Origin of the sequence: Streptomyces sp. NBC_01275, assembly GCF_026340655.1 — a bacterium.
Taxonomy (GTDB): Bacteria; Actinomycetota; Actinomycetes; order Streptomycetales; family Streptomycetaceae; genus Streptomyces.
The window spans coordinates 5,498,683-5,514,151 of the sequence record NZ_JAPEOZ010000001.1; the positions used below are offsets into that span (position 1 = coordinate 5,498,683).

Here is a 15,469-nt window from a genome sequence, read left to right on the forward strand (position 1 = left end):
TTGAGGGACGCGGGGCCGGGCGGAGGGGTGTACGCCGTTCAGAACCCCCGCGTCCGCTTGGCGGCCCGCCGCTTCTCCGCGGAGCCCACCCTCAGGAACAGCCGCGACACCTCGGACCCCAGGTTCACCCCGATGGCGATGGCCATGGCCAGCGCCGCGGCCTTGGTGAGCGACACCAACCCCGCGTCCACCTCGTTCTGCGCGATGGACAGCAGCCCGAAATAGGTCGCCGACCCTGGCAACAGGGGCCCGATCGCGGCGGTGGTGTACGGCAGGGCGGAAGCGAACCGGTAGCGCGACAGCAGCTGCCCGAACAACCCCACCACCCCCGCCGCGACGGCCGTGGAGGCCACCGGCGAGAGATCGCCGGCGTAGCGCATCGCGCCGTACACCGACCACGCGACGCCCCCGTTGAGCGTCACGGCGAGCACGGTGGATCGTTCCTGCTGAAGCAGCGCGGCGAAGGTCAGCGACACCAGCATCGACGCGCCGAGCTGCCACAGCGGCCGCTCGGTGACGCCCAGGGCCGCGTCCGGGTTGAGATGGGCGCCCAGCTGCACGCCGACGTAGAGCATCACCAGCACGCCGATGACGATGCCGACGAAGAAGTACATGACCTCCAGCAGACGCGCGGCCGCGGTGATGTAGAAGCCCGTCAGACCGTCCTGGACGCCCGCCACGAGCGCCCGCCCGGGCAGCAGGGCGAACAGTCCACCGGTGATGACCGCGGACGCCTTCACGTCGACGTCGGCCAGCGTCAGCGCGATGCCGAGCGCGGCCGGCGGCATCGCGGCGACCAGGAACTGGTAGAACTCCGGCAGCCCGCGCCCCGCGCACAGCCACGCCAGCCGGTCGCCGAGCATCGCGCCCAGCGCGGCCGCCACGAACACCACGACGTCACCGCCGACCAGCACCGAGGCCGCGCCCGCGAGCAGCCCGCTCGCCGAGGTGAGCACCCAGGTCGGGTAGGGATGCCGGTTGCGGCGCATCGCCGCCAGCCGCCGGTAGGCCTCCTCCAGGGTGACGTGGGTCTCCGGGTCCGGGTCGCTCAGGTCGTCGACGAGCCGGAAGACGGCCGCCAGGCGCGTGTAGTCGGTGCCGCGCCGACGCACCGTCCGCGACGCCGTCACCGGGTCCTCCACCAGCGACGGCTGGTACGAGATCGACAGCAGCGTGAAGGTGACGGTCGGCTCGCAGCGGTCCAGCCCGTACGAGCGGCAGACCGCGAACATCGCGGCCTCCACGTCCTCGGCGCCCTCCCCGCCCGCCAGCAGCAACTCCCCGATGCGCAGGGTCAGGTCGAGCACGCGCGGGACGGCCGGACCGTCCTCCTCCGCCTTCGGGCCGGGCTCCGGCGCGGGCCGCTCGGCCACCGGCATCCGCAGCATCGTGCGCATCCGGTCCTGCCAGGGCACGTCCTTGGTCAGACTGACCACCGGTATCCCGTCGGCCGGCGTGAACGCGGCCGGGGCGTGCCGGGCGCTGTACGTGCTCGGCCGACTGAACGCCGACCCCTCGGCCTCCGCGCCGGCCGCCGACACGTCCAGCCCCGCCGGAACGGCGAACTCCGACGTCGTCTCCGACTCGCCGCCGCTCTTCCCGCCGCTCTTGCCGACGGCCATGCCCGCCGGAATCGCGAACTCGGAGGTCACCTCGGACTCGAAGGCGTTCCTCGCCTCGTCCGACTGCGGCTTGCGGTCCTCCGCCTCCGTCACTGAGCAAGCTCCCTGAACGACGCCTTCCGTAGGCCTCAGTATGCGCACAGACGCGCGAAAGGGCCGCACGCGTACGCGTGCGGCCCTTTACGCACCTCTACAAGGCCGGTCTCTGCAAGACCTGGAGCCTCAGTGACCGCCCTGGTCCTTGAAGCGCTTGTACGACCGCTCGATCTCGGCCTCGGCGTCGGTGCGGCCCACCCAGTCGGCGCCCTCGACGGACTTGCCGGGCTCGAGGTCCTTGTAGACCTCGAAGAAGTGCTGGATCTCCAGGCGGTCGAACTCCGACACGTGGTGGATGTCCCGCAGGTGCTCCACGCGCGGGTCGGTCGCCGGGACGCACAGCAGCTTGTCGTCGCCGCCGGCCTCGTCCGTCATCCGGAACATGCCGATCGCACGGCACTTGATGAGACAGCCCGGGAAGGTCGGCTCGTCCAGGATGACCAGCGCGTCGAGCGGGTCGCCGTCCTCGCCGAGAGTGTTCTCGACGAATCCGTAGTCGGTCGGGTAGGCGGTCGAGGTGAAGAGTCGACGGTCCAGGCGGATCCGACCGGTCTCGTGGTCCACCTCGTACTTGTTCCGCGAACCCTTCGGGATCTCGATCGTGACGTCGAACTCCACCGGTGGCTCCTCCATGATCAGCACATAGTTCTGGTGGTTAAGTGTCCCTCACGCAGCTGGGTGATCGCGAAAGGGGCTGGTGTTCGTGCCAGAGCTGAGGCCTTGGCGAGCCGCGAGACCGCATGTGGTGCGGGCCGCGAACGCCGTACGACCGCGTCTGGCACGGGCCGCAGAGATCGTACGGCCACGTCTCGCGCGCGTTGCCGCGGCCGTCGAGCCGCAGGTCGCACGGCTCACACAGGCGGCGAAACCGCAGCTCGCGCGCATCACGAGGCCGAAGGTCGGCCGGAACGTCAGATCCTGGCAGTACACCGCGGGCGCGGCGACCGCCGGGCTGGCGCTGGCCGCCGGCGTGGTGACCGCCGCAGGCCCCTGGGACTCCACCGGTCAGCGTACGGCCGAGCGGGACCGGGCCGCCGCACTCGAACGGACGGGTGGCGCAGATCACGGCCGCACGGAAGAATCCGCTCATTCCTCCGGTTCGTCGGGTTCGTCTGGTTCAGATGGTTCTTCCGGTACGTCCGACAGCGCCGCCGGAGCGCCCCGGCCCGCCCCCAGCGCCGCCTCCGTCCTCGCGGGCCTCGGCGGGTCCGCCGGCGCCGTGAAGGCCGCCCCGAACGCCCTCCCGACCGGCACGGGCCTGGCGGGCGTCCTGAAGCCGCTCCTGAGCGACCCGGCCCTCGGCGCCCGGCACACCGCCGCGGTCGTCGACGTGGCCACCGGCAAACGCCTGTACGGCGTCGGGGCCGACACGGCGCTGACCCCGGCTTCCACCACGAAGATCGCCACCGCCGTCGCCGCGCTCTCCGCGATGGGCGCCGAGCACCGCCTCACCACCCGCGCCGCGTTCGAGGCCGACACCAAGGAACTCGTCCTCGTCGGCGGCGGCGACCCCACCCTCACGGCCCGCGAGGACGCCGGAGACTGGGCGAGCCTGCGCACCCTCGCCGCCTCGACGGCCACCGCCCTGAAGAAACGCGGCATCACGCGCGTGACGCTCTCGTACGACACGACGCTCTTCGCCGGCCCCGAAGTTCACCCCATCGGGGTCAACCCCAACCTCGCTCCCGTCACCGCCCTGAGTGCCGACGAGGGCCGCACCGACGACTCCGCGAGCGGCCCGGTGACCCGCGTGGCCGACCCGGCGGCGGACACGACCCGCAAGTTCGCCGGGTTCCTGAAGTCCGCCGGCGTCACGACCACGACCCCCGGCCCCTCGAAGGCGACCACCCGCGCGCAGACCCTCGCCACGGTCTCCTCGCCCCCGCTGTCCGCCCTGGTCGAACGGATGCTCACCAACAGCGACAACGACATCGCCGAGGCGCTCGCCCGCCAGACCGCCGTCGCGACCGGCGCCCGCGCCGACTTCGGCGGCGCCGGCAAGGCCGTCCAGGCCCAGCTGAAGAAGCTCGGACTGCCGGTGAAGGGCGCCGCCTTCAAGGACGGCAGCGGCCTCGACCGCGAGGACCGCCTCACGGCGAACCTCCTGACCGCCCTCCTGGTCAAGGCCGGCGATCCGACCCGCCCCGATCTGCGCCCCGTCCTCACCGGCCTCCCGATCGCCGGCTTCACCGGCACCCTCAGCGCCCGTTACGCCGACGGCGCGGCCGGCGTCGTACGCGCCAAGACCGGCACCCTCACCGGCGTCAACGCCCTCGCCGGCACGGTCGTGGACCAGGACGGCCGGCTGCTGGCGTTCGCCCTCCTGACGGCGGACACCACGGACCCGACGGCGGCTCAGGCGGCCCTGGACCGGACGGCGACGGCGCTCGCGGGCTGCGGGTGCAGGTAGGGGAGTTCCCCGTCGGCCCCGCACCCGCGACCCTGACGTCCCCCTGACTCGCCCGTCGCGGCCTGCCCGCAACGGCGGCGCTCCCGTACGGTTGACACATGACGAGCATCGGTGGTGCCGCTTCTCCCGGGATGGTCGACTGGAATCTCGCGGTGGCGACCGCGACCCGGCTGGTACGGCCGGGCCCCGAGGTGAGCCGCGACGAGGCCCGGGCGATCGTCGCGGAGCTTCGCCGGCACGCCAAGGCCTCGGAGGGACACGTCCGGGGCTTCACTCGTATGGGCACCGAGGACATCCACGACACCCCGGTCCTGGTCGTCGACCGCCCCGGCTGGGTGCGGGCGAACGTCGCGGGTTTCCGGGAGATCCTCAAGCCCCTCCTCGACAAGATGCAGGAGCGGCGCGGCAGCACCCCCGGCGGCGCGGTCCTCGGCGCCGTCGGCGGCAAGGTCACCGGCGTCGAGCTCGGCATGCTGCTGTCGTTCCTGTCCTCCCGCGTCCTCGGCCAGTACGAGACCTTCGCCCCGGCCACCCGCGAACTCCCGGCGGGCGGCAACGGCGGCGGCCGACTGCTCCTCGTCGCGCCGAACATCGTGCACGTGGAGCGCGAACTCGACGTCGAGCCCCATGACTTCCGCCTCTGGGTGTGCCTCCACGAGGAGACCCACCGCACCCAGTTCTCCGCGGTGCCCTGGCTGCGCGACCATCTCGAGGGTGAAATCCAGTCGTTCTTGGGGGAGACGGACGTCGACCCCATGACCTTCCTGGAGCGCATCCGGGAAGCCGCCCAGTCCCTCGCCGGAGGCCGTCCCGAGGGCGAGGAGGACGACGGCGGGCGCTCCCTGGTCGAGCTCGTGCAGACCCCGGCCCAGCGGGAGATCCTCGCGCGCCTCACCGCCGTGATGTCCCTCCTGGAGGGACACGCCGACTTCGTGATGGACGGAGTCGGTCCCGACGTCGTGCCGAGCGTCGCGGAGATCCGCGAGAAGTTCCAGCAGCGTCGCGCCAAGGGCGCCTCCCGACTGGACGGCGCCCTGCGCAAGCTGCTCGGCCTGGACGCCAAGCTCCGGCAGTACCGGGACGGCGAGCGGTTCGTGCGCGCCGTGGTCGACCAGGTCGGCATGGACGGCTTCAACCGCGTATGGACCTCCCCGAACACACTTCCGACCAAGACCGAGATCGCCACCCCGGCGGACTGGGTCGCGCGGGTGCACCGCAAGGCGGATTCGTGAGCCCGCCACGAGCGGGGTGAGCCGAAACCGGCCGACGGCAGGCGAACGCCCCTTCAATCACCCGTCCGAGGGACCGTGAGCCCTCGGCAGGCGTGCAATGCTCGGGGAACGGCCCGGTTCTGTCACCATCTACACACTCTGAGTGACCGACCTCGGGTTCACCCCCGAAACTTCATGAAGGGAACCGGACAGTGGGTCCCCATCCTGCGGTCGCGGCGATACGCCTGGCGGTCCGCCGCGTTCTTCACGACATCCTCAACGACCATCAGCCCGCCGCCGTCTCCGCGCCGACCGCGCACGAGCGCCCGCCCGCGCCGCTCGTGCTCGTGGCGTGCTCCGGCGGCGCCGACTCCATGGCGCTCGCCTCCGCCCTCGCCTTCGAAGCACCCAAGCTCGGCATCCGGGCCGGCGGCGTCACCGTCGACCACGGTCTGCAGCCCGGCTCCGACCTGCGCGCCGACGAGGTCGTCCTGCGCCTGCGCGAACTCGGACTCGACCCCGTCGAGTCCGCCGCCGTGTCCGTAGGCCGCGAAGGCGGACCCGAAGCCGCCGCCCGCGACGCCCGCTACGCCGCCCTCGACGCCGCGGCCGAACGCCACGGCGCCGCCGCGGTCCTCCTCGGCCACACCCGCGACGACCAGGCCGAGACCGTCCTGCTCGGCCTCGCCCGCGGCTCCGGCATCCGCTCCCTGTCCGGAATGGCCGCGGTCTCGGGGGCCGGCGGCCGTTACCGCCGCCCCTTCCTGGAACTCGACCGGCAGACCGCCCGCAAGGCCTGCATGGTCCAGTCCCTGCCGGTCTGGGACGACCCGCACAACGCCGACCCCGCCTACACCCGCTCCCGGCTGCGCCACGAGGGCCTGCCCGCCCTGGAGAAGGCCCTCGGCAAGGGCGTCGTCGAGGCCCTCGCCCGCACGGCCCAGCTCTCCCGCGACGACGCCGACGCCCTCGACGCCTGGGCCGGCCAGGCCGAGGCCTCCGTACGGGACGCCACCGGCCTCCTGGAGTGCGCCAAGCTCTACGCCCTGCCGCCCGCCGTACGCCGCCGAATCCTGCGCCGTGCCGCCATCGAGGCGGGCGCCCCGGCCGGTTCCCTCTTCGCCCGGCACATCGAGGAGGTCGACCGGCTGATCACCGGTTGGCGCGGCCAGGGGGTCATCAATCTCCCCGGCAAAGTGGTCGCCCAGCGGCAGGGTGGCAGACTGGTGATTCGGCAAAGCTGAATCCGGCCCCCTCCCGGCACGTCACGGAGGGGCTGGTCAGCCGGTGGGACGACCGAAAGTGATGCGGGTGGACGCGAAAGACATGGGCACCGACCTCAAAGAAGTGCTCATCACCAAGGAAGAGATCGACGCGAAGCTGATCGAGCTGGCCGCGAAGATCGACGCGGAGTACGCGGGCAAGGACCTGCTCATCGTCGGCGTCCTCAAGGGCGCGGTGATGGTCATGGCCGACCTCGCGCGGGCGCTGTCCACCCCCGTCACCATGGACTGGATGGCCGTGTCGTCGTACGGCGCGGGCACCCAGTCCTCCGGTGTCGTGCGGATCCTCAAGGACCTCGACACCGACATCAAGGGCAAGCACGTCCTCATCGTCGAGGACATCATCGACTCCGGACTGACCCTGTCCTGGCTGATCTCCAACCTCGGCTCGCGCGAGCCCGAGTCCCTGAAGATCTGCACCCTGCTGCGCAAGCCGGAGGCGGCCAAGGTCGCGCTCGACGTGGAGTGGGTGGGCTTCGACATCCCCAACGAGTTCGTCGTCGGCTACGGCCTCGACTACGCCGAGAAGTACCGCAACCTCCCGTTCGTGGGTACGCTCGCGCCCCACGTCTACGGCGGCTGAAACCCCGGCTGAAATCCCGGCTGACCCCTAAGGGCCCAAGCTCGTGGGACTGACGGGAACCCCGGCGGGCCTCGCGCCGTTGGAGCATGCAGACGGGTTCGCCAGCCGTACCGTGCGCCTTCGGGCGACAATGCTGGGGTACCGTCAGAAGAACTGTCTTATCAAACTCACTATGGCAGGAGGGACGGGGCGACACCGCTCCGTATGGATGGACGTGAAGCGATACTTCCGTGGGCCGGTCATGTGGATCGTGCTGGCCGTCCTTGCCGTGGTCGTGTTGATGCAGGTCGTCGGCTCGTCCGGCGGCTACAAGACGGTGGACACCGGCCAGGTCATTGCAGCGATCAACGACAACAAGGTCGAGTCTGCCAAGCTCACCACCGGTGACGAGCAGACCATCAAGGCCACGCTCAAAGACGGCACAAAGATCGAGGGCAGCTCGAAGATCCAGGCGAGCTACATCGGCGATCAGGGCGTGACCATTGCCAACACGCTGCAGACCAAGTACCAGGACAAGCAGATCCCGGACGGCTACACGGTCTCGCCGACGAAGCAGAACGCCTTCGTCGGGATCCTGCTGTCCCTGCTCCCCTTCGTCCTCATCGTGGTCGTCTTCCTGTTCCTGATGAATCAGATGCAGGGTGGCGGCTCCCGCGTCATGAACTTCGGCAAGTCCAAGGCGAAGCTCATCACCAAGGACACCCCGAAGACGACGTTCGCGGACGTCGCCGGTTCGGACGAGGCCGTCGAGGAGCTCCACGAGATCAAGGAGTTCCTGCAGGAGCCGGCGAAGTTCCAGGCCGTCGGCGCCAAGATCCCCAAGGGTGTGCTCCTGTACGGGCCTCCCGGTACGGGCAAGACCCTGCTCGCGCGCGCCGTCGCCGGCGAGGCGGGCGTCCCCTTCTACTCGATCTCCGGTTCCGACTTCGTCGAGATGTTCGTCGGCGTCGGCGCCTCCCGAGTCCGCGACCTGTTCGAGCAGGCCAAGGCGAACGCCCCGGCGATCGTCTTCGTCGACGAGATCGACGCGGTCGGCCGCCACCGCGGCGCCGGCCTCGGCGGCGGTCACGACGAGCGCGAGCAGACGCTGAACCAGCTGCTCGTCGAGATGGACGGCTTCGACGTGAAGGGCGGCGTGATCCTCATCGCCGCCACGAACCGGCCCGACATCCTCGACCCGGCGCTGCTGCGCCCCGGCCGCTTCGACCGCCAGATCGCGGTCGACCGTCCGGACATGCAGGGCCGTCTGGAGATCCTCAAGGTCCACCAGAAGGGCAAGCCGGTCGCGCCCGACGTCGACCTGGGCGCCGTCGCCCGCCGCACCCCCGGCTTCACGGGTGCCGATCTCGCCAACGTGCTGAACGAGGCCGCGCTGCTGACGGCCCGCTCGGACAAGAAGCTGATCGACAACCACAGCCTGGACGAGGCGATCGACCGTGTGGTCGCGGGCCCGCAGAAGCGGACCCGGATCATGTCGGACAAGGAGAAGAAGATCACCGCGTACCACGAGGGCGGCCACGCCCTGGTCGCGGCGGCTTCTCCCAACTCCGACCCGGTCCACAAGATCACGATCCTGTCCCGCGGCCGTGCGCTCGGGTACACGATGGTGCTCCCGGACGAGGACAAGTACTCCACCACCCGCAACGAGATGCTCGACCAGCTGGCCTACATGCTGGGCGGCCGCGCTGCGGAGGAGCTCGTCTTCCACGACCCGACGACCGGCGCTGCGAACGACATCGAGAAGGCCACCGCCACGGCCCGCGCGATGGTCACGCAGTACGGCATGACCGAGCGTCTGGGCGCGATCAAGTTCGGCGGCGACAACACCGAGCCGTTCCTCGGCCGTGAGATGGCTCACCAGCGCGACTACTCGGAAGAGGTCGCCGCGCTGGTGGACGAGGAAGTGAAGAAGCTCATCGAGAACGCGCACAACGAGGCCTGGGAGATCCTGGTCGAGAACCGCGACGTCCTCGACAACCTGGTGCTTCAGCTGCTGGAGCGGGAGACGCTGGGCAAGGAGGAGATCGCCGAGGTCTTCGCCTCCATCGTCAAGCGCCCGGCGCGGCCCGCCTGGACCGGCTCCTCGCGGCGTACGCCGTCCACCCGTCCGCCGGTGCTCTCCCCCAGGGAGCTCGCACTGACGAACGGCGCCAACGGCGCGACGCCGGCGATCTCCACCGCGAAGTCCACCGCGGCGGAGTCCGCCCCGGTGGCCGAGCCCGCCCCGGAGGACCGCCCCGAGAGCTGACCCGGCTCCCGGTGGCCCCACCAGGCCCGGAATGGATGCCGCGCCCCCCTGGCTTTAGCCTGGGGGGCGCGGCATTTCGCATGTCCGAAAAGAGGCGCGTGACCCTCACGCACGACCCGCACAGGAACGAGGCACCAGATGACCGACCCCGTGACGCTGGACGGCGAGGGCGCCATCGGCGAGTTCGACGAGAAGCGCGCCGAGAACGCCGTACGGGAGCTGCTGATCGCGGTCGGCGAGGATCCGGACCGAGAGGGTCTGCGGGAGACGCCGGCGCGGGTGGCGCGGGCCTACCGGGAGATATTCGCGGGGCTGTGGCAGAAGCCCGAGGACGTGCTGACGACGACGTTCGACCTGGGGCACGACGAGATGGTCCTGGTGAAGGACATCGAGGTGCTCAGCAGCTGTGAGCATCACCTCGTGCCGTTCGTCGGCGTGGCCCACGTCGGGTACATCCCGTCCACGGACGGCAAGATCACGGGCCTGTCCAAGCTGGCCCGGCTGGTGGACGTCTACGCTCGTCGCCCGCAGGTGCAGGAACGACTCACCACGCAGATCGCCGACTCCCTGATGAAGATCCTGGAGCCGCGTGGGGTGATCGTCGTCGTCGAGTGCGAGCACATGTGCATGTCGATGCGAGGGGTGCGCAAGCCCGGGGCCAAGACCATCACCTCGGCGGTGCGCGGTCAGCTCCGTGACCCCGCCACCCGCAACGAGGCGATGAGCCTGATCATGGCGCGCTGAGCCGCTGAGACAGGGGTTCAGCCGAGGCAGGGGCGCCGAGGCGCCGGAGCCTCACGCCGGTGACGCAGCTCCCTTGTCGTGGTCGTCGTCCTCCGGGAGCTTGCAGACCCGCTCCAGGAAGATGGCCGCCGCTATGACCGCGATGCCCGCGACGACGGAGAAGCCGGCGTAGATGGCCTGGTCGCGGCGGGCGGGGATGTCGAGCTGCTCCAGCAGGAAGGCGCCCGTGCCGCCGTACATGCCGGCGACGAGGGCGGCGACCAGGGCGCTGGCCTGGCCGAAGACGACGGAACGGGCCGCCATCAGGGGGTCGACGCCCTTGGCCTCGGGCCGGCGCTCGCGCTGCGCCTTGAGGCGGGCGCGCAGCGAGAGCGCGGTGGCCAGCAGGACCGCGGCGATCAGGGCCAGGACGATGGGTGCGGCCAGCGGGACGCTGGGCAGGGTCCCGATCGAGTTCCAGAGGCGGGCGCCCGCCCAGGACAGGATTCCGGCAACGATGAACACGCCTGCCAGCACCCTGATGCGCAGCTCTCTCACGGTGTCCCTTCAGCTCCCCCGGGGCCCGCGGGCCCTCCCGCGGACGATGCTCGTCTTGACCTTAACGACTACGCGGGCAGGTGGAGTTCCAGGTCCTTGCGGGGCGCGACGCCCTCGCGGGTGACGGCGTCGAGGAGATCGGCGACCGGGCCGCGACCGGGCAGCAGTGCCTCGGGGTCCACGTCGTGCCAGGGGGCCAGCACGAACGCGCGTTCGTGGGCGCGGGGATGAGGAAGGGTGAGGTGCGGATCGTCGTCGACGACGTCTGCGTACGCGACGATGTCGACGTCGAGGGTGCGCGCGCCCCAGCGTTCGTCCCGTACGCGGTGGAAGGCCTCCTCGACCGCGTGCGCCCGCTCCAGGAGCGACGACGGGGGCAGGGTGGTCTTCAGGACGACGACCGCGTTGAAGTACGAGGGCTGGCTGCCGGGCTCGACGCCCCAGGGCACCGTCTCGTACACCGGGGAGACGGCCTTGATGCGCACGCCGGGTGTGTCCTCGAGGGCGTCGATGGCGCCCTGGAGGGTCTCCAGCCGGTTGCCGAGGTTGGCGCCGAGAGAGATCACTGCCCGCTGCGGGTTGTGCAGGGTCGTGTCGGCGGCGTCGACCTTCTCGACGACGGAGGCGGGTACCGGCTGTACGGTCGGGTCGCTCTGACCCGCGGTGAAGAACGCGGTCATGCTCGGCTCCGGGTGATGGTGACGGTCACGTCGTCGAAGGGCACGGTGATCGGCGCGTCCGGTTTGTGGACGCAGACCTCGACCTCTTGTACCCCTTCGTGTTGCAGACAGGCCTGGGAGATGCGCTCGGCGAGGGTCTCGATGAGGTCGACGGGATCGCCCTGCACGACCGCCACGACCTCCTCCGCCACGATGCCGTAGTGCACGGTCTTCGCCAGGTCGTCGTCGGCCGCCGCGGGGCGGGTGTCCAGGCCCAGGACGAGGTCCACGATGAAGGTCTGGCCCTCCTCGCGTTCCTTGGGGAACACCCCGTGGTACCCGCGGGCCTTGAGGCCGCGCAGCGCGACACGATCCACGCGAATCACTCCTGCAGTCGTTGTTGACGGCCAGTGCGTACCGGGTGCGGACGGCACCCTGGCCTCGAACGAATCTACCCGCGAGCACTGACACGGCCAGGCCACGGCGACGCCGGGCCGGGCCGGAGCCAGGAGGTTTCACCGTGCGTTTCCCTTGGGGAACCTGGTGGCTCACGGGTTGGTAGCCGCCCCTACCCGCGGGTTCGTGATTCCAACCACTTCTTGGTTCCTATGGGGAGGGGGAGTCCCCGTCCGCGTCTCCGTCCTCGTCGTCCTCGTCGTTCTCGGCCAGGACCGGGGAGGCGTGGTGGGACCACAGCTTCCAGCCGTCCGGGGTGCGCCGGAACACGTTCGTGGCGACGACGAGCTGGCCCACGAGCGGCCCGAGCTCCTCGCCCTCCACCGGCGCGGGCCCGCCGCTGAGGATGTTCTCCGTGCAGGTCACCAGGGCGGTGTCACCGGTGACCGAGACATGCACGTCGGTGAGGAAGAACTGGATGTAGTCGGTGTTCGCCATGATCAGCGCGTACGACCGCAGCACCTCGCCGCGGCCGGTGAGCACCGGCCAGCCCGGGTGCACGCAGGAGATCACGCCGGTGTCCGCCGGGTCGTGGTACTCCTCGTCGACGCCCAGGTCGGTCGGGGTGAGCCAGAGCGAGGAGACCGTCTCGAAGTCGCCTCGCTCCAGGGCCTCGTAGAAGGCGGTGTTGGCGGCCTCGACCTGCTCGACGTCGGTGTGGGGGGCGCTCACCGGGCTCCTTCCACGGCGCGTGCGACCCGTACCGCGTCCGCTGTCGCACGGACCTCGTGCACGCGTACCGCCCACGCGCCGGCGTGCGCGGCGAGGGCGGAGACGGCGGCCGTGGCGGCGTCGCGCTCCCGCGCGGGCGGCGGCGCGCCCTCCGGGCCGGCCAGGACGCGGCCGAGGAACCGTTTACGGGAGGCGGCGACCAGCAGCGGGTGGCCCAGGGCGTGCAGCCGGTCGAGGCGGGCGAGCAGGGACAGGTCGTGGTCGGCCTCCTTGGAGAAGCCGAGGCCCGGGTCGACGACGATGCGGTCGGGGGAGACGCCGCCGGCCAGAACGGCGTCCACGCGCGCGTGGAGTTCGTCGACGACTTCGGCGACGACGTCCGTGTAGACGCCCTTGACGTTGCCGCCTTCGAGGAAGCCGCGCCAGTGCATGACGACGAAGGGGGCGCCCGCGTCGGCGACGGTCGGGATCATCGCCGGGTCGGCGAGGCCGCCGCTGACGTCGTTGACGAGGGCGGCGCCGGCCGCGAGGGCCTGGGCGGCGACGGAGGCGCGCATGGTGTCGACGGAGACGACGACGCCTTCGGAGGCGAGGCCGCGGACGACGGGGACGACCCGGCGCAGTTCCTCCGCCTCGTCCACGCGGGTGGCGCCGGGGCGGGTGGACTCGCCGCCGACGTCGACCAGGTCCGCGCCCTCGGCGACGAGCTCGAGGCCGTGTTTGACGGCGGCCGTCGTGTCGAACCAGCGGCCGCCGTCGGAGAAGGAGTCGGGGGTCACGTTGATGACCCCCATGACCGCGCAGCGGTCCCATTCCGGAAGGCCGACGACGCGCCCGCGCCCGCTCTGCTTGCTCATGCGTTCAGCGTAGGCCCAGGAAGGGGCCGCGCCGCCGGGCGGCCCGGGCACAAGCCCCAGGGCCGGGAGAGGGGCGGGGCTTCCGCCCGGGCCGGTCCGCGGGGGCCCGGGCACGGCGTACCGCGGCGGTGCCGCCCGGTCACCGGGATCACGCCGCCCGTACGTCTCTCTCCGCCACCGCGTGCGCGCACGCGCGGGGCGCGGTGGAACGGCGGCGCAGGAAGCGGGGCAGGGGGAGGGCGAGGTTGACGAAGCCCTCGGCCTGCATGGCGGCGAAGCCGATGCGGGGCAGGTCGCCGGAGGCGCGGTAGACGACGAAGCGGGGCTCCCAGCGGGGCTGGAACTTGGCGTTGAACTTGTACAGGGACTCGATCTGGAACCAGCGCGAGAGGAACACCAGCAGTCCGCGCCAGGCGCGCAGCACCGGGCCCGCGCCGATCTTCTCGCCGCGGGCCAGCGCCGAGCGGAACATGGCGAAGTTGAGCGACACGCGCGCGATGCCGAACTTCGGGGCGGCCTGGAGCGCGGCGACGATCAGCAGCTCGTTCATGCCCGGGTCCGCCGAGCGGTCGCGGCGCATCAGGTCCAGCGAGGCACCGTCGGTGCCCCAGGGCACGAAGTGCAGGATCGCCTTCAGATCGCCGTACTCGCCGGGTTCGGGGTCGGTCTTGTGGGCGGTGGCGATGAGGCAGTCGCCGTCGTCGGGGTCGCCGATGCGGCCCAGCGCCATGGAGAAGCCGCGCTCGGTGTCGGTGCCGCGCCAGTCCTCCGCGGCCCGTCGGATGCGCGCCAGCTCGGCCTCGCCGACGTCACGGACACGCCGGACCCGGGTCTCGTAACCGGCGCGTTCGATGCGTTTGACCATCTGGCGCACGTTGCGCATCGCGCGGCCGGCGAGGGAGAAATCCGCGACGTCCACCACCGCCTCGTCGCCCAGTTCCAGGGCGTCCAGGCCGGTCTCGCGGGTCCAGACCTCGCCGCCGGTCTCCGAGCAGCCCATGACGGCGGGCGTCCAGGAGTGGGCCTTGGCCTCGTCCATGAAGCGCTCGATGGCGCCGGGCCAGGCCTCGACGTCGCCGATCGGGTCGCCGCTGGCCAGCATCACGCCGGAGACGACGCGGTAGGTCACCGCCGCCTTGCCGCTGGGCGAGAAGACGACGGCCTTGTCGCGGCGCAGCGCGAAGTGGCCGAGGGAGTCGCGTCGGCCGTGCTTCTCCAGCAGGGCGCGCAGCCGGGTCTCGTCCTCCTCGGTGAGGCGGGCGGCCGGGTGCTCGGGCCGGAACGCGAGGTAGATCGTGGTGACCGCGGTGATCCAGCCGAGGGCGCCGAGGGAGAAGGCGACGGTCCAGGAGGTGTTGCCCTGGTAGTCGACCGGGCCCTCGAAGCCGAGGAGGCCGTACAGGACGTGCGTAATGCGATCGGCCAGGCTCGGGTCGCCGATCATGCGCCGCGGGTGGACGCTGACGATGACCAGACCGAGCATGAGGGAACCAGCGCCCATGAGGACGAAGTTGGCGAGCGCGCGCCAGCGGCTGCGCGGGTCGGGCAGCGCCGCGAACTGGTCGCGGTGCACCACCAGCGGCACCAGGAGCGCGACCGAGATGAGCGCGCCCACCAGCGAGTGCCGGTACACGAACTGCGCGACCGCGCCCGCGGGCAGCAGCACCACGGCGGCCCGCCACGCGCGCCGCTTGGAGCGCTTGAGGCCATGGGCGAGCAGCAGCAACAGGACGCCGGAGCTGAGCGAGAGCGCGGCCGCGAACGGGCCGAACGCACCGGGCAGCACCTCGGCCAGGGTGTGCATACGGCTGTGACGGAACCGCGGGAAGACGCCCCCGGCCACGTCCAACAGACCCACGAGGGCACAGGCTCTGCCGACGAGGGCGGGTACGGACTCGGGGCGCGGACCTCGCACTATCTGCCGCACCCGGCTTGATCGGTGCGGAACCCCGCCCGACATTTCCCCATCTTCCCTGACAGACATCGCATCCCGTTGTTCCGCGAGAGACCTTGGACCCAGTGCCGATTCGGGCATCAGGCGACATTGCGCCCTCTAGGACGGTGTCTCGGGGACAGAGGTTCACTCGTCTC

General features: G+C 71.2%; 14 protein-coding genes. 6 read left to right on the plus strand and 8 right to left on the minus strand.

The features are described 5' to 3' along the window. Positions 1–38: 38 nt before the first annotated feature. Together OG562_RS24240 and OG562_RS24245 are read right to left on the minus strand one after the other, a co-directional pair. Positions 39–1,715, minus strand: coding sequence for a threonine/serine exporter ThrE family protein (locus tag OG562_RS24240; protein ID WP_266401133.1), 1,677 nt, complete (start codon positions 1,713–1,715; stop codon positions 39–41). A 129-nt stretch (positions 1,716–1,844) separates the two neighbouring features. After that, on the minus strand, positions 1,845–2,336 hold the full coding sequence (locus tag OG562_RS24245; protein ID WP_059193998.1) for an inorganic diphosphatase: 492 nt from the start codon (positions 2,334–2,336) through the stop codon (positions 1,845–1,847). A 79-nt stretch (positions 2,337–2,415) separates the two neighbouring features. Between OG562_RS24245 and dacB the strand changes: the two genes are divergently transcribed. The 6 genes from dacB (at position 2,416) to folE (ending at position 10,197) form a co-directional block, all read left to right on the plus strand. Then, entirely contained in the window at positions 2,416–4,128 is a 1,713-nt protein-coding gene (dacB, locus tag OG562_RS24250; RefSeq protein ID WP_266401140.1) for a D-alanyl-D-alanine carboxypeptidase/D-alanyl-D-alanine-endopeptidase, read from the plus strand. Between the two features lie 98 nt (positions 4,129–4,226). After that, positions 4,227–5,360, plus strand: coding sequence for a zinc-dependent metalloprotease (locus OG562_RS24255; protein ID WP_266401141.1), 1,134 nt, complete (start codon positions 4,227–4,229; stop codon positions 5,358–5,360). 191 nt (positions 5,361–5,551) lie between these two features. Beyond that, positions 5,552–6,583: a tRNA lysidine(34) synthetase TilS gene (gene tilS / locus OG562_RS24260; RefSeq protein ID WP_266401142.1), complete on the plus strand. Its 1,032-nt coding sequence runs from the start codon at positions 5,552–5,554 to the stop codon at positions 6,581–6,583. A gap of 61 nt (positions 6,584–6,644) precedes the next feature. Continuing rightward, complete coding sequence (gene hpt / locus OG562_RS24265) at positions 6,645–7,205, plus strand: hypoxanthine phosphoribosyltransferase (protein ID WP_266409491.1); 561 nt, start codon at positions 6,645–6,647, stop codon at positions 7,203–7,205. Between the two features lie 208 nt (positions 7,206–7,413). After that, on the plus strand, positions 7,414–9,453 hold the full coding sequence (gene ftsH, locus OG562_RS24270) for an ATP-dependent zinc metalloprotease FtsH (RefSeq protein ID WP_266401143.1): 2,040 nt from the start codon (positions 7,414–7,416) through the stop codon (positions 9,451–9,453). Positions 9,454–9,591: 138 nt separating this feature from the next. Next, on the plus strand, positions 9,592–10,197 hold the full coding sequence (gene folE, locus OG562_RS24275) for a GTP cyclohydrolase I FolE (protein WP_266401144.1): 606 nt from the start codon (positions 9,592–9,594) through the stop codon (positions 10,195–10,197). Between the two features lie 51 nt (positions 10,198–10,248). Here the strand turns inward: folE and OG562_RS24280 are convergent, their stop codons facing one another. The 6 genes from OG562_RS24280 to OG562_RS24305 all read right to left on the minus strand — a co-directional run bounded on the left by OG562_RS24280 (position 10,249) and on the right by OG562_RS24305 (position 15,338). Further along, the gene (locus OG562_RS24280) at positions 10,249–10,734 is read right to left on the minus strand and encodes a DUF3180 domain-containing protein (protein ID WP_266401146.1); all 486 of its coding nucleotides are present in this window, start codon (positions 10,732–10,734) and stop codon (positions 10,249–10,251) included. Between the two features lie 68 nt (positions 10,735–10,802). Next, positions 10,803–11,414, minus strand: coding sequence for a 2-amino-4-hydroxy-6-hydroxymethyldihydropteridine diphosphokinase (gene folK, locus OG562_RS24285; protein WP_266401148.1), 612 nt, complete (start codon positions 11,412–11,414; stop codon positions 10,803–10,805). Beyond that, a complete protein-coding gene (gene folB / locus OG562_RS24290) occupies positions 11,411–11,770 on the minus strand; it encodes a dihydroneopterin aldolase (protein ID WP_266401149.1) in 360 nt (119 codons plus the stop codon). The genes folK and folB overlap by 4 nt, the downstream gene beginning before the upstream one ends. Positions 11,771–11,999: 229 nt before the next feature. Next, the gene (locus tag OG562_RS24295; protein WP_266401151.1) at positions 12,000–12,521 is read right to left on the minus strand and encodes a nuclear transport factor 2 family protein; all 522 of its coding nucleotides are present in this window, start codon (positions 12,519–12,521) and stop codon (positions 12,000–12,002) included. After that, positions 12,518–13,378, minus strand: a complete 861-nt coding sequence (folP, locus tag OG562_RS24300; protein WP_266401153.1) for a dihydropteroate synthase — start codon at positions 13,376–13,378, stop codon at positions 12,518–12,520. The genes OG562_RS24295 and folP overlap by 4 nt, the downstream gene beginning before the upstream one ends. Positions 13,379–13,526: 148 nt before the next feature. Then, positions 13,527–15,338 (minus strand): phosphatidylglycerol lysyltransferase domain-containing protein, encoded by a 1,812-nt coding sequence (locus tag OG562_RS24305; RefSeq protein ID WP_266401155.1) that lies wholly within the window; start codon positions 15,336–15,338, stop codon positions 13,527–13,529. Between the last annotated feature and the right edge of the window lie 131 nt (positions 15,339–15,469).